This window comes from Aequorivita aurantiaca (assembly GCF_030410135.1).
GTDB classification, from domain to species: domain Bacteria; phylum Bacteroidota; class Bacteroidia; order Flavobacteriales; family Flavobacteriaceae; genus Aequorivita; species Aequorivita aurantiaca.
The window spans coordinates 36630-62600 of the sequence record NZ_JAUGQQ010000009.1 but is presented as its reverse complement, the minus strand read 5'-3'; the positions used below and the strand labels follow the sequence as shown (position 1 = coordinate 62600).

Here is a 25971-nt window from a genome sequence, read left to right as displayed (position 1 = left end):
ATGACCCAACAACAACTAGAAAAATACCTTTGGGGTGCGGCAACGCAATTGCGCGGAACCATAGATGCAGGAGATTACAAACAGTATATCTTCCCACTATTGTTTTTTAAACGAATTTGCGATGTGTATGACGAAGAGTTTGAAAAAGCATTAGCTGAAAGTGATGGCGATATGGAATATGCTTCCTTTGCTGAAAACCACCACTTTCAAATTCCCGAAGGGGCGCATTGGAACAATGTACGTGAAACCACTACAAATGTTGGCATTGCCTTGCAAGAAGCTATGCGTGCTATTGAAACCGCCAACCCAGATACGCTATATGGTATATTTGGTGATGCCTCTTGGACCAATAAAAACCGACTGAGCGATGAAACGCTTACCAACCTAATTGAGCATTACTCCCAACACAAACTAAATCTGGCGACTGTGCCCGATGATAAATTAGGGAATGCCTATGAATATTTGATAAAGGAATTTGCCGATGACAGTGGCCATACCGCCGCAGAGTTTTACACCAACCGCACGGTAGTAAAACTGATGACGATGATAATGGACCCGCAACCCAGAGAAAGTGTTTACGATCCTACCTGCGGTTCGGGCGGTTTGTTACTTAACTGCGCCTTGCATTTAAAGGAAGAAGGCAAGGAATACCGGACACTAAAATTATATGGGCAGGAAATAAACCTGATAACCTCAGCCATTGCACGTATGAATATGTTTATGCACGGCATAGAAGAATTTAGCATTGTACGGGGCGATACCTTGGCGCGGCCCGCTTTTTTACATAACGACCAATTAAAAACCTTTAATGTAATTCTTGCCAATCCACCTTACTCTATAAAAGCGTGGGACCAAAAAGCATTTGTAAACGATCCTTATGGCCGTAACCTTTGGGGTACACCGCCACAGGGCTGTGCAGATTATGCCTTTCAGCAGCATATACAGAAAAGTTTGGATGCTAACAATGGTCGGTCTATATCCTTATGGCCGCACGGTGTTTTGTTTCGTGATGCCGAAGCGGAAATGCGTAGAAAAATGATAGAGGAAGACTTGGTTGAATGTGTTATTGGACTTGGCCCAAACTTGTTTTATAATTCGCCTATGGAGGCTTGTTTGCTGATTACAACAACCAATAAAAAGGAAAATAGAAAAGGAAAGGTTTTGATTATTAATGCGGTTAAAGAAGTAAAACAAGAGAAAAATATAGCCTATCTGGAAACTAAACATATTGAGAAAATTTATAAAACATATAACTTATTTAAAGATGAGGAAGGATTTTGTAAGGTACTAGACAATGAAGAAATTTTAAACAATAAAAGTAGCTTGAACATTGCGCAATATGTTAGCAATGTAGATACTGATAGCATTCAACTCTCTGTTGAAGATGCCTTAAAAAACTGGAACGAATCATCATGCGCTCTTAAAAATAGTATGGATGAATTATTTCAAATCTTGAATTAAGGATGATGACAATGAAGCAAAATATTGTTTTGAAAAACCTGGATAAAACAAATTGGAAAAGTTTTCGGTTTGATCAAATTGCAAATAAAATATCAGAAACCGTCGATCCCAATACCACTGATTTAGAAATCTATATTGGTTTAGAACACATAGATGCCGAGAGTATTCATATAAACAGACAAGGTACGCCAGCAGATGTAAGCGGCGGAAAATTAAAATGTTATCCTGGCGATGTTATTTTCGGAAAACGTCGCGCCTATCAACGCAAGGCAGCAATTGTTGATTTTGAAGGAATATGTTCTGCACACGCCTTTGTTTTAAGAGCGAATCCTAAAGTAATTGATCCAAAGTTATTTCCTTTCTTTTTGCATTCAGATTTATTTATGCACAAAGCGGTTGATATTTCTGTTGGAGGTCTTTCTCCTACTATAAACTGGGGACAATTAAAAGAACAAGAATTCCTCCTCCCACCCAAAGACCAACAAGCCCAACTGGCCGAATTGCTTTGGACGATGGATGAGGTTATTGCGAGGGAGAATGAGGTTTTAGAGAAACTAATTAAAGAGGATTTAGCATACCTTAAGCATTATTTTTATGATGATAAAAATTCAGAAAGAATTAAACTTAAACATATAGTTTCGGTTAAAAAAGGAAAAAAGCCACCTGTTTTATTAGAGGAAGGAGATGGTCTTCCATATTGTACAGCAAAGTATTTACGAACTGGAAAAATTGAATCAATTGTTCCAAAAGAGTCTTGGAATAAATCTATTAAAATTGATGAGACAGATATTTTAATTTTATGGGATGGTTCCAATGCAGGCGAAATGCTCTTCGGAAAAGAAGGGTTTTTAGCTAGTACAATGTGTAAGCTAATTATTAAAAAAGAAGGCTTTTTAAAAGATTTTGTTTTTCAATTTTTAAGATTCAAAACAAATGATATAAAAAGAGCTACGGTTGGCTCTGCAATACCCCACGTGGATCCAGGAATGATAGAAAATATTGAAATTCCAAAGTTAACTAAAATAGATCAAGAGGTAATAATCAATCTTTTTAACTCCTTGAATAATAGCATTAAGTTGGTTGAATTAAAAATATCTAGTTCAAAATCCCTCCAAAAAAGTTTAATCAATCAAGTGTTTTAAGTATTTAAATATGGCAAAAACTACAACAGATAAAATAGGAATTGATTTAAAAGGTAGAGTAAATCGATTAAAGTTAGCGGAACGAAATATGCTTCTGCCTTTGTTTGAAGCCATAATTAATTCTATCCACGCAATTGAAGATACCAAAAGTCCAAAAGGAGAAATTAACATCAAATTAATTCGTTCCTCTCAATCAAGTATTGAATTTGAAATTGGTCGATTAACTCCGGAAATTATAGGATTTGAAATAGAAGACAATGGTATTGGATTTAATGAAGAGAATTATGAATCTTTTAAAAGAGAGTATTCTACTCACAAAGCTGAAAGGGGTGGTTTGGGTATTGGACGATTTATGTGGTTAAAAGCATTTTACAATGTTACAATTGAAAGTATTTATTATGAAGGTTTAAAACCACAGAAAAGAAGTTTTTCCTTTAATCTAAGAACCACGGATGGAATCGAGCATCCAGTTGTAAATAAATTGGAAGGAAATCCAAAAAAGAAAACCATAATAACCCTTAATGGTTACAAGGATCCATATAGATCAAAATGTCCTAAACGAATTGACACTATTGCCAATAGAATTGTTGAACATTGTTTAATTTATTTTTTAAATGAAAATTGTCCTAATATTAATTTACTAGATGGTTCTGATAAAATTAATTTAAACAATTACTTTGATAAAATCACAAGGGGTAATCGATTTTCCGAAAAGTTTAATGTGGGGACTAATGACTTTAAAATAACTCTTTTAAAATGGTTTGAACATGAGGAATTAACTTTTCATAGAATTTCCTTGTCTGCCAATCATAGAGAAGTAGAAAACTTTAATATCAATAAAGTACTTCCCGATGTAAGTGGTAAAATTAAGGATTCAACAACAGCTCAAAATTATCTTATTGTAGGATATATTGAGGGTAAGTATTTCGATGATAACATAAATGATGAACGTACTGAAATAAGATTTAGTAAAAATGGGATTCTAGATGAAGAATTAATAGCGGAAAGTGATTTATATAAAGAATTGATTCCAGTAATTAAAAAACATTTTAGTGAAGAAGTAGAAAAATTTAAAGCTGAAAAATTAGAAAGAATTTCAGATTTCATTGCTGAAAAAGCACCACAATATAGAATTTTAAATAAGTATGTTGAATCTTTTGATGATGTAGTGGTTACTGAAAATACTTCGGAGCAAGAATTAGATTTAAAATTATACAGACTGTTACAAGACGTTGAATTTGGTACAAGAAGAGATGTTAATTCAGTATTGACAGATGATGCTAGAGATGAGAATGCTGATGTTTTAAAACAAAAATATTTGAAAATATTTGAGGAGCTTACTGATTTAAACAAATCTAAACTTTCTCAATATGTAGTGCATAGAAAATATATATTAGAATTGTTTGAAAAATCACTTGGATTAAATGTGCAAGGTAAATATGAATTAGAAGATACAGTTCATAGTATTATTTATCCCACAAAAACTACATCCAACGAAATAGACTATAACAATCAGAATCTTTGGATTCTAGATGAACGCTTAAGTTTTCATACTTTTTTATCTTCCGATAGAGCATTAAATACAATCGAGGATTTTGAAGGAGATCCAAAGGATCGACCTGATTTAATGATATTTAATAATCCAATTTCCTATATAGAGGGTGATGAAGCTCCGTTTAATTCTGTTGTTCTTGTTGAATTTAAAAGGCCTATGCGAAAAGGCTATAATGAATATGTTGACAATCCTATAGTTCAATTATACGATTATGTTAGAAAAATTCGCAATGGTAAAAAGTTGACAGCAGATGGAAGAACGTATGATATAAATGAGTACACTCGATTCTACTGTTATTTAATTTGTGATATAAACGAAAAGATAATTGAATATTCTGAAAATGCTCAATTAGAAAAAACTTACGATGGCCTGGGATACTATGGTTATAATAAAAGTTTGAAATGCGTAATTGATGTTATGCCTTTTAACCAAGTGTTATCAAATGCAAAGAAAAGAAATAAAGTATTGTTCAATAAGTTAGGGATTTAATGTTTTAGGAATTAGGAGAGTAATAGATTACTCTATGTTAATTTAATTAAAGCTTATTGATCTATTCGTTCGATTTGACCGTTATGTAAAAGCAAAAATAAGTTTATGAAAGCATCAGAGAATATCACTGAAATAAGTAACAAATTGATAAAGGATACTTGGTTTATTCCTGTTATTAGAGCAATCAAAGAAATTCCAGCAGAACCTGGAGTATATGCAATACGTTTAGCAAATCCCGCAAATTTAAAAGCAAAATTACAATTAAGTAAAGAACCAGATTTATTTAATGATATAATTAATACAATTCTTAGCAGTGGTCACAACTTGCTATATATAGGGATGGCCTCAATAAGCTTAAAGAAGAGATTGAATCAGGAATTATACGCAAAAGGTCCTGGCACTTTTTTTAGAACTTTAGGCGCTATTTTAAGATATACCCCGCCAATTGGGTCTTTAATCGGTAAAGCCAATCAAAAAAATTACAGGTTTTCTTATAAAGATCAATCAGAAATTATAGAATGGATTGAAACCAATTTGACAGTAAATTGGATTACAATAGATAATAATTTAAAATTAATTGAATCTACAATAATAGAAAATAATCGTCCTTTTTTAAATACTACTTATAATCCTTCCGCAATTGAAGAATTAACACTATTAAGAAGAGAGTGTAGAAAAATAGCTCTAACAAAATTTTAAATAATAATCACAACGCTAACGATATGGAAGAAAAAATTATTGGAATCGAAAAAATTATTTCATTTGAAGAGCAAATTAAGGAAACGGAAATTGAAAAGAAGTTAAGTATTCCTGCTAAAAGATTGATGGAGAAATTAGAGCCAATTCCTAGTAAAATTCAGTCACTTCAATATAGATGGTTTTGGGAATTAGTTCAAAATGCAAGTGATTTTAATGATGAAGTTGATATTGAATTAGAACTTAAGGAGGACAAGTTGATTTTTAGGCACAATGGTAAGCCTTTTAAATTGGTAGATGTAGAAAATTTAATAACACCAGATTCTGATAAAGATGATGATGATATTGATGAAGATTATATTGGGCGATTTGGGAGTGGTTTTATATCTACACACGTCCTTTCTGCTTTTATAACTGTTGAAGGTTTGGTTAAAGATAAGTATCGGGACACCGAACATTATAGTTTTAAGTTTGAATTAAATAGAAAAGATTATAATTCAAAAAAACTTTTAATTGATTCTATTAAAGAATCTGAAGATCAATTAAAGACTGATTATAAATCAGTGGATTATTTATCAGGATCATTCGACAACAAATTCACTTATGATTTATCCAATAGCTTACCTGGCTTAAATTCAAAAGAATACGCGCTGTCAGGTATTAAGTATGCAATTAAAGTATTGCCTTTAGTCTTTACTTTCTTACCAAAACTTAAATCTGTTAAAATTATACAGCACAAAAATGGTTTGGAAGAAAAATTATTTTATCAAAAAAGTAGAAACGAAGAAATAGGAAAATGTGAAATAGGCTTGAATATTAACTCTAAACCTCAGAATGATATTGAAGTAAGGTATTTTAAAGAAGCAGATGTAATTGTAGCAACAGAAATAGAAAATAATAGGGTAGTAGAGTATCAAGAAGAGATTGCAGTACTTTTTTTATATCTTCCTATGATTGGTTCCGAAAGATTTCCTTTTCCGGTAACAATAAATTCTCCAAAATTTAAACCTGAAACCGAGCGTAATGGAATAAATATATCAGACAATGATATTGAAAACAGAACCAACCTACTGAATGGAGTAAAAGCTTTTAAAAAATTGCTTGAGAACTTGGCTAATGATGAAATTGGAAATCTATATAATTTAGTTCAATTAAAAAGTGATAGGATAAAAGCTCTATCAAGTAATTCTGACTGGTTTCAGAAAAATATTGAAAAAGAAATTAAAATAGTTCTTGATGAAGTAGATTTTATTAATTGTAATGGTAAGTCCATTTCGTATTCCAAACTGAAACTTCCTTTTATACCCGAAAATAAAACTGAGTCAAAGGATTTGGAATTTTATGATATTACCCGTGATTTAATTTTAAATGAAGTTCCCGCCAGAGTAGAATATTTGAAATGGTTAAAAAATATTGACTTTACTATATTTAAATCCGTTCCTTTCAGATTGGAAGCAGCTGTAAAAATGGTTGAGGATAAAAAAAATTTAATACAACTTGCCGATTATATTAATAAAAATGAAGAAGATACAGTTGAGTGGTTAGGAAATTTTATTAAATATGTTAAAGTTAATGATGCCGGATTACTTACTAATTTTAAAATACTCCCCAGTCAGTCAGAAAAAGGTGATTTTGTAAATAGGGATGCTGAAATTTTTACTGATAAAGGAGTTTTTCCTGATTTGATAGAAGTATACAATAAAATGAGAGGTGAGGACTATAGAAATAAGCTTTTAAACAATGATATAAATAAAAAGATTCCTAATCTATTACCTGATAATAAATTTAAGACATGGAAAACTTTAGCAAAGGAAATTGATGATATTTTTAGAATTCGTCTTGATGCAAATTCTAGATTATCAAAACAGGAAATAGAAGGATTGAGCAAACTTTTAAAATGGTTAAAAAGTAAAGGATTTCCAAAATGGGGTGATTTACCAATTTATTTTCCAACTTTTAATAGTTCCTATACAAATTTTTTTCTTGAGAGTTTTGATGAAGAAGAAAGAGTAAAAGCGATAACAATTCGAGATAGTGGTAAGCAAGATACTTTAGTTAAACTTGCAGAATCTGAAGTTACTCAAGAAGAATTAAATAAGGTTTTAGACAATATATCTGAGATAAATCAAATTGTAAGTATAATTGATTCGGGAACAAATCTAACTCAGCTTAAAGAGCTAGCAGATTTATTCCCAAATACCATTCCTATAGCTGTAATGAATATTGCTCGTGAGGAGGGTGAAAAAAAACGTGACTTTGACACAAAGTCTTTGATAGGAAGTGATGTTGAAAAATTGTTTAAGTCAGCATTCGAGAAAATGCATTTAGGTTTAATTGTTGAAAAAGTAGATTTAGATGCAATTGATTTTGTTTATGCTGGGGGAGGGTCATATGATTTTAGGATAACTAATCCTGTAAACGGTAAGTCTTTCTACATTGAGATGAAGTCTGTTCGTCAAGGTAATACTGATTCGATAAAACTTGCCATTTCTCAATTGGAGAGAGCTGTAAATCCAAAATATAAAGAGCATTATTGTATTGCTCTCATTGAGCGCACAAAGGATATTAAAGATATGGACGAGGATTATGTTTTGAAAAATTTGAAGTTTATATCAAAACCAGGGGATTTTTTAGAAACAGTATATGATGATCATAAAAAGGTTGTGGAAAGCACTAGTAGGGCTAAAGAAGCGAAATTATTAATGCTTAATGCAGATTTTAGATGTAGCATAGATTACGAATTTCTGAAGAGTAAATCAAAATCGATTTTAGAGCTTGAAACTGCGATTATAAAAAGTCTAAAAGGATAATAAATATGGCCTTTAACGAGCTAAACAGTGTAGAAAACTACATCATCTACCAACTAAGCGGAAGCAATCTAAATCGACCAGATATTTCAGAGCCCAATGCAGCCTATGGCAAGCAATGGGTTTTTAAAACTGCCCAAGAATTAAAGCGTGGTGTAAATGAAGTGTTGCTGGAAAATGAGTTGAAAGAGTCATTAATCAGATTAAACCCTGAGATCAATCAAAACCCAACTTTGGCAGATGAGGTTATTTATAAACTTCGTGCTATTCTGCTTTCAGTAAACCAAACAGGTTTGGTACGGGCCAATGAGGAATTTTTTAAATGGATGTCTGGCGATAAAACCATGCCTTTTGGGAAAAACAATCGGCACGTTCCAGTAAGGCTAATAGATTTTGAGACCATAGAAAACAACAGCTATATAATTACCAACCAATATAGAATTCACAATAGGGAAACCAAGATTCCGGATATTGTAATGCTAATTAATGGCATACCAATTGTAATTGGGGAGGCAAAGACACCTATAAGACCTGCTGTAAGTTGGTTGGATGGTGCTTATGAGGTTCACGAAATATATGAAAATGCGGTACCACAATTATTTGTACCTAACATACTTTCCTTTGCCACAGAAGGAAAAGAACTTTATTATGGTGCAATTAGAACTCCTTTAGAATTTTGGGCTCCATGGCGCCTGGAGGCAGATAAGATGGATTTGGCACAACAATTAGGATTAGAGGGAATCGGCAAACAGTTGACTGATCTGTTAAGTCCAAAAAGGTTATTAGATATACTACAAAACTTTTCTCTTTTTTCAACCAATAATAAAAAACAGCGAATCAAAATTATCTGTCGCTTTCAGCAGTATGAGGGCGCCAATAAAATAGTGGAGCGTGTTAAAGAAGGATCAATTAAAAAAGGATTGTTGTGGCATTTTCAAGGTTCTGGTAAATCCTTATTGATGGTTTTTGCCGCGCAAAAGTTGCGGAGGGAAGCATCGCTTAAAAGTCCCACAGTTATTATTCTTGTTGACCGAACTGATCTAGACACTCAAATATCTGGAACCTTCAACGCTGCAGATGTAGCCAATGTGGAAACCACCGATAATATTAAAGACTTACAAAGGTTGCTGGAAAGAGATACGCGGAAAATAATTATCTCTATGATTCATAAGTTTCGCGATGCGAAACCTAATATGAATATTCGCGAAAATATTATTGTATTGGTTGATGAGGCACATAGAACCCAGGAAGGAGATTTGGGAAGACAAATGCGTGCAGCTTTACCCAATGCATTTTTATTTGGATTGACTGGAACGCCCGTAAATAAAGCAGATAAAAATACTTTTTGGGCTTTTGGGGCCGAGGAAGATAAAGGAGCCTATATGTCCCGCTATACCTTTCACGATTCTATCAGAGACAATGCCACCCTGCCATTACATTTTGAACCGCGATTGGTAGATGTTCACGTAGATAAGGAAACAATAGATAAAGCATTTAAAGAATTTGCTGAAAGCGCAGCGCTAAGCGATGAAGAAGCCGATGCCTTAAACAAGAAAGCCGCACGTATGGCAGCTTTTTTAAAAGCGCCCGAACGTGTGGAGCGCATTGTGAAGGATATTTCAATTCATTTTAAAGAAAAAGTAGCTCCGCAAGGGTTTAAAGCTATGATTATTACACCAGACCGTTATGCTTGTGTGCAATATAAAGAAGAGCTGGATAAATATTTTATTCCAGAAGCGAGTAGCGTTGTTTTTTCAACCTCTGCTAATGATTCTTTTGAATTTAAACAGCAGTGGGGGATTGATAAAAGTCAGCAAGAAAAAATCATAGATGAATTTAATGATCCGCAAGCGGAACTTAAATTTATTATAGTAACTGCAAAACTTCTTACAGGCTTTGATGCGCCGATATTGCAAACAATGTATCTGGATAAGTCCTTGAAAGATCATACGCTTTTGCAAGCTATTTGTAGAACAAACAGACTATATCCTAACAAAACATTTGGACGTATTGTGGATTATTTCGGAGTCTTTGATGATGCGGCAAAAGCATTGCAGTTTGATGAGGAATCAGTTAAAACGGTAATTACCAATCTATCCTTATTGCGAACTAAATTACCCGAAGCTGTAAAGAATGCTTTATCTCATTTTGAAGGAGTAGATAGAACGATTGAAGGTTTTGAGGGATTGGAAAAGGCGCAAAATGCCATTAAGGATGACAAGAAGAAAGATGCCTTTGCAAAAGATTATAAGTATCTATCCAAATTATGGGAGTCCTTATCACCAGATAGAATGCTCGATATTTATCAAGAAGATTATAAATGGTTATCTCAAGTGTTCGAGTCTGTAAGGCCTGCGGGTGACAATTTGGGTAAATTGTTATGGATAGCTTTGGGAGCACAGACTACAAAATTAATGCATGAAAATATCCACGTTGGCGATGTGCATACTTTGGAAGAATATAGATTGGATGCAGATGTAATAGAAAATATCTTTAATAATCCCGATCCTTCAAATGCTAAAAAGCTTGAAAAAATCCTCGTAAAAAGATTTAAGAGACACGCTGGTGATCCAAAATTTAAAAAGTTAAGTGAGCGGCTGGAAGCACTAAGAGATCAGGCGGAACAGGGGTTAATTACTTCAATTGAGTTTGTAAAAGAACTTTGTAAACTTGCCAAGGAAACAGTACAGGCAGAAAAAGAAATAGAAGAGCTGATACAGGAAAAAACGCCGCAAGCAGCATTAACGGAATTATTTATAGAGCTTAAAACCGATCAAACTCCCGCAGTAGTAGAACGTATCGTAAATGATATAGATGGTATCGTAAGAATGGTAAGTTTTCCTGGGTGGCAAACAACAAGTTCAGGTGAGCGGGAAGTTCAGCAATCGCTTAGAAAAGCGCTTTTAAAATATAGGCTTCATAAAGACCAGGTGCTTTTTGAGCGGGCCTATGCATATATAAAAGAGTATTATTAGATGCGTTTAATTAGGTAAATATATATTTACTCCAATGCTTACATCGATTTAAATTTTAAACTATACCTTCGAAATATTCGTAACCCAATTTTCTATATTTTTAATTACTAAAAATGAGTAATTTAGGTTTTCAACAATAGTTGTCCTTTTATAACGTCAATATTGTAAGCACGGCGAAGTTTTATCCAATATTGTATACTATAAAAGCTTTAAACTAAATTTCGATGGATGAACAATTTAAAATAAAACATCTTGAATTTATACAGAATGTTATCACCCGATTGAGCACAAATTCATTTCTAATAAAGGGATGGTGTATTACGCTCATTACTGGATTGATAGCATTAAGTTTGGATAAGCAAAAAGTAATAATACTCATTTCAGGGATACCAATAATTATTATTTTTTGGGTTCTAGATTCTTATTATCTCTGGTTAGAAAAAATCTATCGATTATTTTATACGAACGAAGTTGCTAGTCAACAGTCAAATTTAAATTTAGATATTACTGCCCTTAAGAAAAAGATATCCTTTTTGCCTATTTTGTTTAGATTCTCTATTTTCTTTTTGTATTTGATATTAATAATATTAACGTTAAGTGCATATTTGTTTTTATTAACCCTCAATTCGCAATAAAATGAAAATATTCATAAGTCATAGTCAAAGACAAAAGCTATTTATTAAAGAATTAAGAAAACATATGCCGGATTTTATTGAATTATGGATTGACGAAAAAAAACTTCTTATTGGAGAAGAAGTTCAAAACACTATTAAAAAAACTATTGAAGAGGATATTAATTTCTTAGTTCTAATTATTGATAGAAATGCGGTTGAATCTAATTGGGTTATGCAGGAATTTGATTGGGGAATTAAAAAGGAATTGAAACTTAGTAGGCCCTTCGTCCTTCCAATTGTTTTGGAAAAAGATATATGGGATTCTATAGAAGATTTAAATATAAAAAAAAGATTTTTCCTTCCATGCTATGAATTTTCAGATGAGGCTATTGCTTTGACCGCTAAAAATTTAATCCATCAATTATTTGCCTGGACCTGTAAGGAGCTATATGGCAGTGGCTTAGGTTCAGATCAAAAGTCCTCCTTAGATTTATTAGATGAAGCTGACCATTTTATTAAGGAAATTGCAGAAAAAGTAAGATTGTTAGTTTATCCATATCGTCAAAATAATCCTCTCGACTTAATTCAGCTTTTAGAGATGCTTAAAGAGCAAAATGAGTTAGTGGATATTTCTATTTTCTCTTTCAAAGATTTAATTACTCGAATAATAAAACAGAACCATTTAACCGGAATTGTAAGTGATGGTGAATATATTTGGGTTAAACAAGAACATTATTCATGGAAATTGGCAATCCATTCAAAAAATAAGGAGAAAATCGCAAAACGAGCAATAAAGTTTATTAATTCTAATTTTATTTTAGCACTAGACTCAGGTTCCACGACCTTAGCTATTGCGAAAGAAATTAATAAAGGCTTAGAAATGGGATTATGGGATAATTTAAAAATAGTTACTAATTCCATTCCTATAGCTCAGGAGCTTTTAACGTATTCGAGTAAGTTGGGTTTGGTTGATAATAATAATATTTTAAGTGTGTTTATGACAGAAGGTCGGATAAGACCCAATTCTTTAGCCGTTGTTAATGATGACGAAATTTATCAGAATGTTGATTCTGGTTTCCAAGAGACAATATCTAAACTTGGCGGGGCAGATATCTGCTTTGTAGGCGCGAATGGGGTTTATAAGAATGAAGGTTTTGCGGTACACAGCAATTACGAAATAAGGTCTAAAAGAGAAATATTGAAGAACTGCAAAAACAAATTTATTGTAATTGATTCATCCAAGTTAAAAATACAAGAGCAAAATAAATTCGTCGATTTTACGGATGATATTAAAGTAATTACAACCGAAGATCTTACTTCAAATGATTTACTCGAAATAAAGAAAATCGCAAACATCACGAATCTTGAATTAATAACTGTATAATTATGAATATATAGAGTTACACTCTGCATCACAATTGGTGGCCGGGCCAGAAAGTAGATCTCGTGGAACTCATCTACGCCCTCCAGGCCTCCGGTGTAGTGAATAACGGCAATATAGGCATCAGACAATTCGGTTCTACCCTCGAGCATATCTTCAATATCGATCTGGGCGATTGCTACCGCACCTTCCAGGAAATAAAATTGCGGAAAACCAATCAATCCAAACTCCTTAACCTGCTAAAAACAAGCCTCCAAAACCGGATAATCGATACTGATAGTTGGTAAATAGAACCCACAACCGTCCGGTATATTAAATAATAAACTCTCAGGTACTGTATCCGCCTCAGGCGGCTGTATCTAGCCACGCAATTAGTCACGAAATGTCAAGACGAGTGTCCGCCGTTGGTGAATGGATCGAGACTCTCCGTTCGTATTATCGCTAAAGTGATACTCAACACCAATAGTACCCCGTACTCACCTTCTCAGACGTAACTTGTCATTTCATAATAACAAAATTTAATGGTTCACTACCATTTTCCTTGTAAACTGCTTTCCATCTGCATTAAGGGTATAAAAATAAACCCCTGCATCCCAATCCGACACATTCAGATAAATGGAATGCTCGCCTGGACCTTTGGGTCCTACATTTATTGTATTCAATTCCCGTCCTAATATATCATATACTATCAGGGAAATTTCTGTTGGATAATCCAGTTTAAAGGGAATTTGTGTAATGGTGGAACATGGATTGGGAATATTCTGTTTCAACCCTACCCCCTGTAACGCAATATTGGTTTCTATTCCCAAATTGGAACCAATTTTATAAAGTCCCCCGCCATTGGTTCCCGCAAAAAGGAAACCATTGTCATCCACGGCTAAGGCACGGGTATCACGATTGAATAGCCCCTCGCTCAATCCCATCCAGGTCGTCCCATTATTGGTCTTGGTAAATACCCCGACATCAGTCCCCACAAAAACACGATTTTGCGCATTTATGCTGAGCGTTTGCGGATTTATGTCTGGTAACCCTGTTGCTATTTCAGTCCAATTGTCTCCACTATCATCCGAAAGGAAGATGGTCCCTAAAAAACTGCTGCCTGTAAACGTGGACGCCGTGGCATATATACGGTTATTGGCATCAATTGCAAGACTGTTTATATCCGTAATTGTCAGTCCGTTGTTCACCAGGGTCCAGGTGCTGCCGTTGTTGGTAGAACGAAATACCCCTTCTCCACATCCCGTGCTTCCGACAAATAGATCCCCGTTGGAATTGATAGTTAAGGCCAGAAGATTAATACAGCTAAGTCCGGAATTCATTTGCACCCACGAATCTCCATTGTCGGCCGACCTATAAACTCCATCATAGGCGGTGGCGGCAAAAAGATCTCCCTGGGGGTTTGCTACTAAGGCATTTATACCTGAGGCAATTGTCCCTTGGTTGATTTCTTCCCATGAATCGCCATTATTAGTGGAACGATACACACCGCCCTCCCCATCAATAAACTCGGCGCCTCCGAACAGCGTTCCATCAGGCGTTTTTGCAATTGTTTTAATAAACTTCGCGGCAAGTCCATTATTTATCTGTACCCAATTTTCCCCCACATCCACGGTTCGGAAAATTCCGGCACCATAAGTACCTACAAACATATTTCCACTGGCATCATCGGCTAATACTGCCCGTATATCAAGCGCAGTTATGCCTGTGTTTTCCTTACTCCAATTCCCCCCGTCATCATCACTTGCGAATAATGCATTTCCTAAAAAAGTGCCGGCAAAAATTCGATTGTCCGCATCCATTCCCAAGGTAGTTACTCTCGGATCGGTAAGTCCACTATTGCTTTCGCTCCAAGAATTTCCATAATCGGAAGAACGAAAAATTCCTGCTCCATAGGTTGCGGCTAAAATATCCCCATTATCTAAAATAAGGATTTCATAAACACTGTAATTTGTTGAGGTCCCCAAGGCCGGCAAATGATCCCAGGTATCACCATTATCCGTAGAGAGATAAATTCCATCATCAAAATCGGAGCCGACGAAAATATCTCCATTGGCCGCAATGGTGTAACATAACGGTATTTGACAGGAGGCGGGTCCCCCCACGGAAATCCAGTTATCTCCGTAGTCTGCAGATCGGAAGGTGCCTCCGCCGAAGGTGCCGGCAAAAATGTCCCCTGCAGTGTTTGCCGCAAAGGCCGTAATATAGTTAGTGCTAATACCATTGGAATGTATGCTCCAATTATCACCGTTATCCGTTGAACGAAATACCCCCCCATTGGTGGTGCCAGCAAATAAATACCCATTGGCCGTTGCCAGAAGTGCACTTATATTCACATCGCTTAATCCGCTGTTCACGGCGTTCCAACTAGCTCCATTATTGATTGATCGAAAAACACCTCCGCCCAAGGTCCCGGCAAAAACATTTCCATTCGGCGCGACAGTCAGCGACCATATCACATTGTTGGTTATCCCATCGTTCACATCCTCCCATTGGATGGCTCCGTCCATTGATCGAAACACTCCACCTCCTTGGGTGCCTATAAATATATCCCCGTCTTCATTTAGGGTCATGGCTTGAACACTGCCTCCAAAAGGTCCGTTAACGGGGTCCCAGGTTTGGGCAGAAATCAAACTGTGGATTAGCAACATTACCAGTAAAGTAGTTTTATGTATCATCTGTTTATTTATTTTAAAGTTCAAAAATTCATAAACAAGTTTACTGGATAAGAAGGTTTTAAGCAAAAAAACGCCTCCTCAAAATCTTCCCGATGCCCCTAAAATTTAAAAATGGCAACCTGTATAATTAAAAAGAGTCAAACCACTGGTAAATGTCCACATCTTTGGGAATGTCCAACTTCTTGCGGATCAGGTATTTTTTATTCTGTACGGTTTTCGGGGTAATATATTTGTACCGTGCAATGTCCTTGGTAGGTATTTTAAGCTTCAACAGGGAACAGAATTCTATTTCCGATTGCACTATCTGTGGGTTTATAGCCAACAGTTTTTTTGCAAAATCCGGAAACATCTCATCAAAATAATTCATATAGGAAGGGTCACCTTCTTCCAATAATTGGAGTAGCTGTGTGTAATTTCTGGAAATTCGGGTGCCGGGTAATTTCTCTAAATATTTCCGGCTTTCTTGTTCCTGCTGCCTATAAATTTTATTCTTCCTTAAAACCACAAACAAGATTCCTGCGAAAATTAGAAAGAACGATGTAATTACATAAACATAGGGAAACCGGTTTTCGCTTCTTTCATTCAGAAGATTTTGAAGCGACCTATTTTGGTTTTCGGTGATACGCAGTTTTAATGAATCCTTTTTTAATTCGTAAATCCTCGCGGAATCCAATTTCTTTAATTCTGTATAGGATAGAATAATGTTATTGTACAGATTTTCTATATTCAAATGGTTTTTATACCCTTCCATTTTCTCGGCTTCCTTAAAATAGCGCAATGCTTTTTTATAGTCATACTCCTTCATGGCAACACTGCCCAATACCCATAAATTGGTATTATTTGTATTGTCCTGTAAAAGGTGTTCATTTAATGACTGGGAAAGACCGGTAAAATATTTGGCCGAATCGAGTTTGTTTATTTCATTATATGCTGCCGCAAGATTAGCGTAATGAATATAAAGAAGTTTCTTTCTATAGACCTTATTTGGCATTTTTTCAAACTCTCGGCCCGCGCGGTGCAAAAATTTTAACTGTTCCCTATAATCCCCCTCCCTCGCGTAAAAATTGGACATAGCTATGCTCATATTTCCCCGGCTCACTAAGCTCAGGGAATCTTCCCTAGTCAACCCATTGGCGATTTCCAGACCCCGCTCCAGCTCCTCCAATGCTCTCTTGGGCAAGCCACTAAAAAAATAAGCCTCAAATAGATATCTTTTTGCCATTATTTGATAGGGAACCTCCTCATACATTTCCGCCTTCTTTTGTAACAGTTTGGCCCGTGTCATCATCTCCTTAAAATCATTTTTCCCCCTGTAATAAATACATTGTATCACTATGGCAGGCAATTCCGCCTCGTGGATATTTAGGTTTCGGGCTTCCATTTCTATGGTTTTCGATTCCCTAAATGCTTCTTCGGGACTATTCTCCAATAATTGAAAGCCTTTGTCAATTCGCTTCAACAGCAATTTGGAATCCATATTTTCCTGTGCAAATATTCCCAGGGTAAGGAGAAAAAATAACAGCGATATTTTAGGATGCATTCTCATAAATCCATGAAAAGTTAAGTAAATTTTAGAATCTATCTACGGCATCCATCTAGCCTTTCGCAAAAATATCCCGCTTCAAGCGAATTCGTTAGTTCTAAAGATATACGAATTCTACTTTACTGTTGCTCTGTAACATTTACTAGCCTTGCTCGTTCCTGATACTCTCTTTAACTCCATGCCTGTCAATTCGAGTATTTCCCAATTGTCAATGTATCGAAATCATCATTTTGTAAAAAAATCAAATAAACCTTCAAAGCAAAATGTAGAGTCGGGGGGCTGTAACCCATTGGATGATATGGACGGCCACGTCGGCAATATGGATTTGATAGAACTTTTTCTCAAACATTAAGTTTTATTTATCAAAATTTCAAGTTGGGTTATTTAATTTCAAATAAAAAATTCAAAGTTAAACCTTAAAAAGAAAAATTATGAAAGCAGCAGTATTCCACAAACCCAAGGATATTCAGGTAGAAACAGTTGATGATCCAAAAATTGAGGATAGTAAGGACGTCATTTTAAAGGTTACCTCCACGGCAATCTGTGGCTCCGACCTTCATATTTATAATGGTTATATCCCCCAGGCCAAGGATATGGTAATGGGCCATGAGTTTATGGGGATTGTCCAGGAAGTTGGCCAGGGCGTGCGCAATCTCAAGGTAGGGGATCGGGTAGTAGTGCCTTTTCCCATTTCCTGCGGCAGTTGCCATTTCTGCAATATGGCGCTTCCCACCCATTGTGAAAATAGTAACCCCGAAAACTACGGCCCCGAAGGTGGACTCGTAAAGGGCAAAGGAGGTGGCATTTTTGGATACACAGATCTTTACGGAGGATATAGTGGCGGCCAAGCCGAATACGTGCGCGTTCCCTATGCAGATAACGGCCCCCGCATTGTCCCTGAAAACCTCAGTGATTCCCAATCCCTTTTCCTTACCGATATCTTTCCCACAGGTTGGGCAGCCATCGATTGGGCAGAATTGAAAGGAGGGGAAACCGTGGCAGTCTTTGGCTGTGGCCCCGTGGGCATTATGGCAATGAAGTCCGCTTGGTTGCAGGGCGCAGGTCGTGTAATAGGAATTGATATTGAGGATTACAGACTCGAGATGGCAAAAAAGGCCGCCAATGTTGAAGTTATCAACGGCAAGAAATCAGATGCCGTACAGCTAATTCGCGACATGACCGGAGGCTATGGCGCCGATGTATGTGTAGATGCCGTAGGGATGGAAGCCGAACATGGCCTCCTGTCTAGAGCTAAAAACTTGATTCAGGGCGAAGTTGGCACCATGAAAATAATCGGGTACTGCTTAGATGCGGTAAGACGTGGAGGTACGGTTACCGTTGTGGGGGTTTATGGGTCTCCCTACGATAATTTTCCGGTGCATCAATGGTTCGACAAAGGCGTAAAGATTAGAGGCGGCCAAGCGTTTGTCCATAACTATATAGATCATTTAATAGATTTGGTAAATACGGGGAAGGTGGTGCTGGATGATATCATAACCCATAAGGTTCCATTGGCCGACGCTTCAAAGATGTATGATATTTTCAATAATAAAAAGGATAACTGCGTAAAAGTGGTATTGACTCCTTAAGCATCAACCATTATAAACTAATTTTATGATACACCGCCACTTTCCATTTAGAAGTGGCGGTTCCATTACTATCGCTAACAGCCAATAGCTACCTGCCCATTGCACTATAATCACTCCTTCGTCAACAATCTCCTAGTTTGGGGGAATAAATAAACCTGAAACTTTTACAAAATTTTAGCAACCACATCCCCTAAAATTTTAGAACTTGTAATTAAAATTATTAATAACTAAAACCAAATGTTATGGGAATTAAACCAGGTCCAAAGAAAACTGCAGAGTCCACGGGCAAGCCAGACAAACGTCAACGTGACAATAAGAAATCTCCAGGTAACACGCCTTCGCTAAAACCGCATAAACATACAAAAGGAGATTAATATGCCTGTTGTGGCATTTTTACGTTTTGATATAGAAATAAAATAATAAATTAACTTATCGTGGAATACAAAGCTAATGACGCTACTCCCCAACGCCCAGAGGGAAACCGGCTATTAAACGCCCCCTTGGTGGAAATGGACTTAATCGCTTTGATAGAACAATTAAAAGGGGAGGTATCATGGAAGGACAGCGATAGGAATTCCATTACCCTTTTCAAGTCAGACAGCCTTCGAATTGTTCTTATGGGCCTTCATCAAAACGCTGCATTAAAACCTCATAGATCAAACGGAGTGCTGAGTGTACAGGTATTGGAGGGTCTCATAGAAGTACTAACAGACAAGCAAAACTCCAAATTGAAAAAAGGCCAAATGGTGGCCTTGCAGAATAATATTCCATATAGCATAATCGCACTAACCAGTAGTTTTTTCCTGTTGACATTGGCAATTGAAGAAAAAGAAGAGTTTACATTCGACTGACGCTCCTTTATGCTGGATTCCAAAAAATGAAAGGAATAAATAATAAATTCCTACTACTATTTTCCACAATAAAAGAGCCCCAAAAGGGCTTTTTTAATTAATCGGGAAGGAAGTCGATTTGCCGATGTTGCTTCTATCATTAAACCTCATTCGTAAAATTTAAGCGTCACATTTATAAATATCTGTTTGGGTGGTGACTATTTCAATCCTCCCAAAATGCAATTTCATATTCTTGAATTAGTATAGTAGTGGAATGATCTGATTTTGTCTCGGTAATGGTAACTGGTTTTTCGATATTCCCATGATATTGATATTCATTAAAATTTGTGTTTCTTCGGTCGGAAATTGTAGAAAATGTTTTAATTCGATCACTATCATCGTATGTAAATTTATGATGATGCCTATTGTTATCCAAGTAGCTTTCTATTGGTTGACCTTTTGAATTTAATAATATATCCATGGGCGAACCTGTGTTTTTCTTCACGGCAATAACCTGTCCATCGTTATTGGTGAGTAAACAAAAATTGTAAGTGCAGTATCCATTGTCAGCAATATGTCTGCTTTGTATTGTTCTGTATTGGTCAAAATCCCCAACAACATTAAACTCTAAAACGTAACGGTAATTAGTATTATACGCAAAATGCTGTTCGTGAATATTTAAGTCCCTAAGTTCTTTGCCATAAGCATTTTGGTAGTCTTCAATCTCTATAGTTTGAACGTAGCTTAATAGGTCATTATCATAATTTTGGAGTTTCAGATTGTTGCCATAGCCTAAAATTCGAATATCGGTTAGCTGATTACTTTCGTTGTATGAATATTTTTCTTCTCGTGCTATATCATTTCTGTCGTTTCGTTCTTCTATTCTTAAGATAGTACCGTTTTCATCAAAGAGAAATTTTTTAGCTCCTATAAACTTTTTTATGGTATCGCTTTTCTGATAGTTACTTATCGTTAATGAAAAAGGCTTTTTATCGGTTTGGGAAAGAGGCAAACTTTCTAACAGCTGTAATTCTTTCGGTGCTCTGCTAAATCTTGATAAATCAAAGTTTTGGTCATTATTTAATATCTCGATTACAGATTTAGTGGGATGTTTTAATGGTTGCCTGAAAATTGGTTTAAAATCCGGAAAAACATCCAGTACCTCAGTGAGCTCTTTTCCGGTCACTAATACTCTGAAAGCTTTATTGTCAAAAATTCCGGATGATTTTGAATTGGCAGGAAACTCTATCATTAATCCTGAGAAATACGGGTAAACCAATGCTTCGGAATAATCAACACGATTAGAAAAATCTGGCAGCTTTTCCTCTTCGGACTGTGTTGCCCTTATTCTTTCTACATTACTTACCTCCAATTTTTTTGTTTGCAAAAGATACAGAGCCGTAAGTCTGGATAACGTACTTTTTTTTAATGCTTCCTGTTGCCTTACATTGGGAGCTTCATTTATTTCTATTACTTTATTATTTTGATAATCTGCTAAATAATAATTCTTTACGTGAACATCATCAAAGTTATATTGAATAAAGTAAACACCCCGATTATTCACAACGCTCACCAAATTAATTTTCAGGTTCTTAAATGAGGGATTGAATTTTGAACCTTCGTGACGCGGATTTTCAAGTCTTTTTAACTCTTCTAACTGTTTTAGGTAATTTACCGCTTTGGTATGCAATTGAAAGAAAGCTATTTCATTCTCAATTTGTTGCAAAGCAATCGTATTTAATTGGCTTTCTATGTTTTGCCAATTTTTGTTTTCCTCTTTATTCTTATCCTGATAAATTTCCAACTTAGATGGAGCATATTCTTTATTTGATGTAGCCTCTAAAACATAAGTAGAATACTCATATTCTTTATTTTGAAAAACATCAACAACCTGAGCATTTCCTGATAGGTGGTAAAAAATAATAGTAAGCAGTATGTACAATGATTTTTTCATATTATTTTTCTGCATAAAATTCAATCATTAGTCTGTTTTCAATTACTTCTGTTTTCACTCGGTAAAAACCATTTTGTTCTAATGTCTTTTGGAGGTTTTTAATATTGATAAGCCCCTTTCCGTCTGCAAGTGTAAATTCATCTTCCTTGGTCAGATTTCCACCCACAGATAGTCTACCCGCAACATAATTAGCGCCGGCAAGTATTTTATCGCATGAGGCTTCAACTTTTATCGCATCAACCATAAAACTGATAGCTGCAGCATTGATTTCCAATCCGTAAAATTGATTTGTTTCACTCGCCAAAAGTGGAACACCTGCATTGGATAATCTGTTGTGCGGCTGAATTTCTAAATTTGCGGTTTCAATTTTTATTTCCATAAAATCGTTGATAATCCCCAACGGATAACACTCATTTTTCTCTTTTGAGAAATGGATGGATTCTATCCCACTTGCATTGAAATTCATATAATCGGTATCAAAATAAGCGGTATAAACACTTTTATCCTTGGCATCGCCCAACGGATTGTTTTCCAAACCTACTGAAATTCTTTTGGGGCTTAATTGGGCGTACATTACTTCTTTGCTTTCAAAGTTGTAACTCACATTTGCATCTATATTGCCAATATATCCTTCTGTTTTACAAGGGTTCAGGGTTATATTAAGGTGGTTTTTTGTTGGGTAATAAAAAGAAAAATCATTAAATAACAAGAGTTTTAAATTTGTAGCACCACTTCTTCTGTCGTTATGGGTATTAAGGTTTACGTAGAATATTTTGTCGTAATTCCAAGCGTTTACTGGAAATATACTTTTTGGAATATAGGGTTTTATGGACTTGTAATCAGCAAAGTAGTTTAACAAATTGGCAAACCCTATTTTACCTCCTGCCAACGAAGTGTCATAACATCTGCAGCTGCTTTCGGCATTTTCAGTTTCAGCAATATCCTCAATGGAAATCTCACCGTCCTTGAAATACGAAATTTCTTCTTTTCCGTTTTCGTTGTAATTTATCCATTTTCCGTGTCGTTCCCCATCCTTAAAATTACCTGATGTGAGTAATGTTCCGCTTTCGCTATATTTTTGATAAACGCCGTGTGGCTTATCATTATTCAATTGGTGTGAAGTCTGAATCTGCCCATTTTCAAAATAGGTTTTTACATAGCCACCGCCTGTTGTCAAGTTGTACTGCCTGTCAGATTTCAACTTGTTATCATCATAAAACTGTCGCCTGATTATTATGGAATCTTTACTGGGTGCTAACAATCGATATCCTATAGTATCGCCTTTTGCGGAAAAGTGTATGTAGCTGCTCGAAGTATGGAAATTTCTATTTTTAATAATTCCGCCTTCATAATATTCTTCGGAAAAAGTCTGCTTACCAAGCGTATCGTTTTTTGTAACATTGCTAATCATTCCGTCATTATCATACCTGTAACTTTCTTTCAAATGGTGGTTCGGATAATATTCTTGTCGTAATTCAAGAGTACCATCTATTTTTTTTCTAACTAAACTTCCAACGGGAAATCCTTTGTGAAACTCGCCATAAAAAAGGGTGTCTTTAATAATCGGGTTGTGCAACATCCATTGTCCGTGCGACAGATCATCTTTAAATTCCAGTTCAAAGAACGCAGAGCCGTCAGCATATTTCCATTGGTATTTTCCATCCGGGAAATCGTCAGAAGCCAGTTTTTTATCTTTCCATTTTGGGTTGTATTGTTGAACAATTTTTTCAGCTGTTTCAATCGCTGTTTTGTTTTCAATACGTTTTCCGGTTGCGTCCACTATTTGAACCACATCACCGTTAGAAGCGAAATTTGCAGTTAAAGCAGGAAGTTTATCCATTGAAAATTGGACTCGTCGTACTTGTTGGTTGCTGAACAAATCAAAACCTAATGAGGATCCAGCCCAATGTAACCAATGAACGGAATTTAGTTGATGTGATTCGGAAAAAGTCAATTTGAATATATTGTTGACACCCATTTCCTTTCGTTTTCCATTTTCAAAATTGTGTTCTATAAGGTTTTTTCCTGTTTCGTCTGCATAAAACTTTCGTGTAATAGTTCCTGATTCATCATAAACTGTGTTCCAACCCACATTTTCAGAATTTCCTGTTCCAGCCCAAATATGTTTATTGTAATCCTCTGTCAGCTGCCCATTTTCATTAAATGTTTGGTAAGAACCGTGCAGTTTTCCGTTTTCAAAATGCATTATTTTTTCCAGCTGTCCATTTGCATAATAAGTTTTAGTTACTCCATTTTGCATTCCATCTTTCCATTCAACGATAGTTTTTATTTTGTTCTTTTCCCAATAGGTTTCAGTTCCTATTTGCTGGGAGACATTTTTTCCTTCTTTCTCCACAATTTCGTGAAAAGCTTCATACGTTTTGTTCCCTTCTTTGTCAAAACGCTCGACAGTTCCGCTCAATAGGTTGTCAATAATATAAGAACGCTCAGATAACTCGCCCGATTTATAATAATAATTTTCCTGAACGCCGTTCTTTTTAAAGTTCTTCCAATTTTCTATACGGTGTCTTTTTCCGTTTTCTTGGTAAACTTCAATGGTGCCGTCATACACATTTTGAAGAATCGTATCGCCAACTGCAATCTCACGATAATAGATCCCTTTTCTCTCTAAATTTCCATTTGAACGGTAATGAACATAAGTTCCGTGTTCCAATCCTTCTTTAAAAACCACTTCCGATTTTAAGGTATTGTTATTATCCTGGTGATATTCTTTGTTTAAGCCATCTTTTTTTCCGTTTTTGAAGGTGAAATCTGCTGAAATATTTCCATTGAAATCATAATATTTTACTTTACCGTGTAATACAGAAAGTTTTTTGGGTTCTTTTGGAATTCTTTTAATGTCTTCGCTTATGGCGTTTGTTTCTTTGGAAGGCTCAATGTATTTGGGATTGTCGATAATAATATAATTTTCATCTCGGAGCAATTTGCTATCAGCAGTAAAAGAGCGTTTGTTGCCAATATTTAGGTTGTCCTCATATGTTCCCTTTTCCCTTAGTTTTCCATTGTTGTGGTATAATTCGTATTTTCCATTTTTGATGCCATTTTTATAATGGGTAAATTCGGCGAGATTGCCATTAGAGTCAAAACTTTTATACACACCGTGTAATTTTGATATACCTTCTTTCGGAAATGCTTTGAAATGTTCAAGTCGAATCAAAGCTTCATTACCTTGTGCAAAGTATTCTACTTTTCCGTTGAGCAATCCATTTTTAAAATTTGATATTCGCTGTACCTCTCCATTGTTGTAGAACAAGGTTTGTTTTCCGTGTTTTTTGCCATTTTTTAATGCCGCAATTTCTAACGTATCCTTAGAAGCATTTCTGACAACTAATTTCTTTTTCAAAAAAATACTATCTGTACCACTTGAATAATTGTAAAAATTACCAGGCTGTGCAATGGCAATTTTCGAAAACAAGAGTAGAACTAGAGAAATGAAAAAAATAATTTTAGCCATAAATGTCAAGATGTTTTTGAGTGTAATTTTGAGGCTTGAGTTAATAAAAGCTCTGCTTTATTTGTGTAGTTATTAGAAAATAATCGGTGAGATTAGACGTGTTTTGTTTCTATTAAATTTTCCAATAGTATGGTATATTATAAAGGAAGTATCGATTTGAAATCCATTTTATTTTAGGCTACAAGTTATTGAATTAAAATAAAAAACGGTTCAAGTTTACACTCAAACCGATATTGCGTTTATAAATTGTTGGCAGCTGGGCTAATTTTCAATCTTTAAATAGGTTTAAAAAGGAAAAATCCATAAGCAGATATCATTGCGAACGAGCGACCAAAGGCACGACTGAAGCAATCTGCTGAGGTGTAGTTTCAATCATGATAACAAGCATCATCATGGGATTGCTTCGCTACGCTCGCAATGACGGTACTGCTCAACAATTCAACGATTCAACAATCCAACAATCCAAAAATCCATAAGCAGACGTCAATGCGAAGGAGACACGACTGAAGCAATCTGCTGAGGTGTAGTTTCAATCATGAGAACAAGCAGCATCATGGGATTGCTTCGCTACGCTCGCAATGACGGTACTGCTCAACAATCCCACCATCAAACAATCCCACAATCCAACAATCCATAAACAAACGTCATTGCGAAGGAGGCACGACTGAAGCAATCTGCCGAGGTATAGTTCCTAATCATGATAAAAAGCAGCCTCATGGGATTGCCACGCTGCGCTCGCAATAACGGTACTGCTCAACGATTCATCGATTCAACATTTCAACAAT

14 protein-coding genes are annotated in these 25971 nt (G+C 35.5%); 10 read left to right on the top strand and 4 right to left on the bottom strand.

The window, feature by feature from the left end:
- The 8 genes from QRD02_RS12070 (at position 1) to QRD02_RS12035 (ending at position 13407) form a co-directional block, all read left to right on the top strand.
- Entirely contained in the window at positions 1-1461 is a 1461-nt protein-coding gene (locus QRD02_RS12070) for a type I restriction-modification system subunit M (protein ID WP_290255214.1), read from the top strand.
- Positions 1462-1463: 2 nt separating this feature from the next.
- Complete coding sequence (locus QRD02_RS12065; RefSeq protein WP_290255213.1) at positions 1464-2603, top strand: restriction endonuclease subunit S; 1140 nt, start codon at positions 1464-1466, stop codon at positions 2601-2603.
- A 10-nt stretch (positions 2604-2613) separates the two neighbouring features.
- A complete protein-coding gene (locus QRD02_RS12060; RefSeq protein ID WP_290255212.1) occupies positions 2614-4647 on the top strand; it encodes an ATP-binding protein in 2034 nt (677 codons plus the stop codon).
- Between the two features lie 105 nt (positions 4648-4752).
- The gene (locus tag QRD02_RS12055) at positions 4753-5346 is read left to right on the top strand and encodes a GIY-YIG nuclease family protein (protein ID WP_290255211.1); all 594 of its coding nucleotides are present in this window, start codon (positions 4753-4755) and stop codon (positions 5344-5346) included.
- 23 nt (positions 5347-5369) lie between these two features.
- Positions 5370-8153, top strand: a complete 2784-nt coding sequence (locus QRD02_RS12050) for a sacsin N-terminal ATP-binding-like domain-containing protein (RefSeq protein WP_290255210.1) — start codon at positions 5370-5372, stop codon at positions 8151-8153.
- A gap of 5 nt (positions 8154-8158) precedes the next feature.
- Positions 8159-11125 (top strand): type I restriction endonuclease subunit R, encoded by a 2967-nt coding sequence (locus QRD02_RS12045; protein ID WP_290255209.1) that lies wholly within the window; start codon positions 8159-8161, stop codon positions 11123-11125.
- Between the two features lie 636 nt (positions 11126-11761).
- On the top strand, positions 11762-13123 hold the full coding sequence (locus QRD02_RS12040) for a TIR domain-containing protein (RefSeq protein WP_290255207.1): 1362 nt from the start codon (positions 11762-11764) through the stop codon (positions 13121-13123).
- Between the two features lie 23 nt (positions 13124-13146).
- Positions 13147-13407 carry an RteC domain-containing protein gene (locus QRD02_RS12035; RefSeq protein WP_290255230.1) on the top strand — a complete coding sequence of 87 codons (261 nt, stop codon included), beginning with the start codon at positions 13147-13149 and terminating at the stop codon, positions 13405-13407.
- Between the two features lie 231 nt (positions 13408-13638).
- Here the strand turns inward: QRD02_RS12035 and QRD02_RS12030 are convergent, their stop codons facing one another.
- A complete protein-coding gene (locus QRD02_RS12030; protein ID WP_290255205.1) occupies positions 13639-15795 on the bottom strand; it encodes a T9SS type A sorting domain-containing protein in 2157 nt (718 codons plus the stop codon).
- Positions 15796-15922: 127 nt separating this feature from the next.
- The gene (locus tag QRD02_RS12025; RefSeq protein WP_290255204.1) at positions 15923-17272 is read right to left on the bottom strand and encodes a hypothetical protein; all 1350 of its coding nucleotides are present in this window, start codon (positions 17270-17272) and stop codon (positions 15923-15925) included.
- Positions 17273-17769: 497 nt separating this feature from the next.
- On the opposite strand from QRD02_RS12025, the gene QRD02_RS12020 reads away from it, so the two are divergent.
- Together QRD02_RS12020 and QRD02_RS12015 are read left to right on the top strand one after the other, a co-directional pair.
- Positions 17770-18927: a zinc-dependent alcohol dehydrogenase gene (locus QRD02_RS12020; protein ID WP_290255203.1), complete on the top strand. Its 1158-nt coding sequence runs from the start codon at positions 17770-17772 to the stop codon at positions 18925-18927.
- 434 nt (positions 18928-19361) lie between these two features.
- The gene (locus QRD02_RS12015; protein ID WP_290255202.1) at positions 19362-19778 is read left to right on the top strand and encodes a cupin domain-containing protein; all 417 of its coding nucleotides are present in this window, start codon (positions 19362-19364) and stop codon (positions 19776-19778) included.
- Between the two features lie 202 nt (positions 19779-19980).
- On the opposite strand, the gene QRD02_RS12010 is transcribed toward QRD02_RS12015, so the two are convergent.
- Together QRD02_RS12010 and QRD02_RS12005 are read right to left on the bottom strand one after the other, a co-directional pair.
- On the bottom strand, positions 19981-21711 hold the full coding sequence (locus QRD02_RS12010) for a hypothetical protein (protein ID WP_290255201.1): 1731 nt from the start codon (positions 21709-21711) through the stop codon (positions 19981-19983).
- Position 21712: 1 nt separating this feature from the next.
- Positions 21713-25186, bottom strand: a complete 3474-nt coding sequence (locus tag QRD02_RS12005) for a toxin-antitoxin system YwqK family antitoxin (RefSeq protein WP_290255200.1) — start codon at positions 25184-25186, stop codon at positions 21713-21715.
- Positions 25187-25971 lie beyond the last annotated feature (785 nt).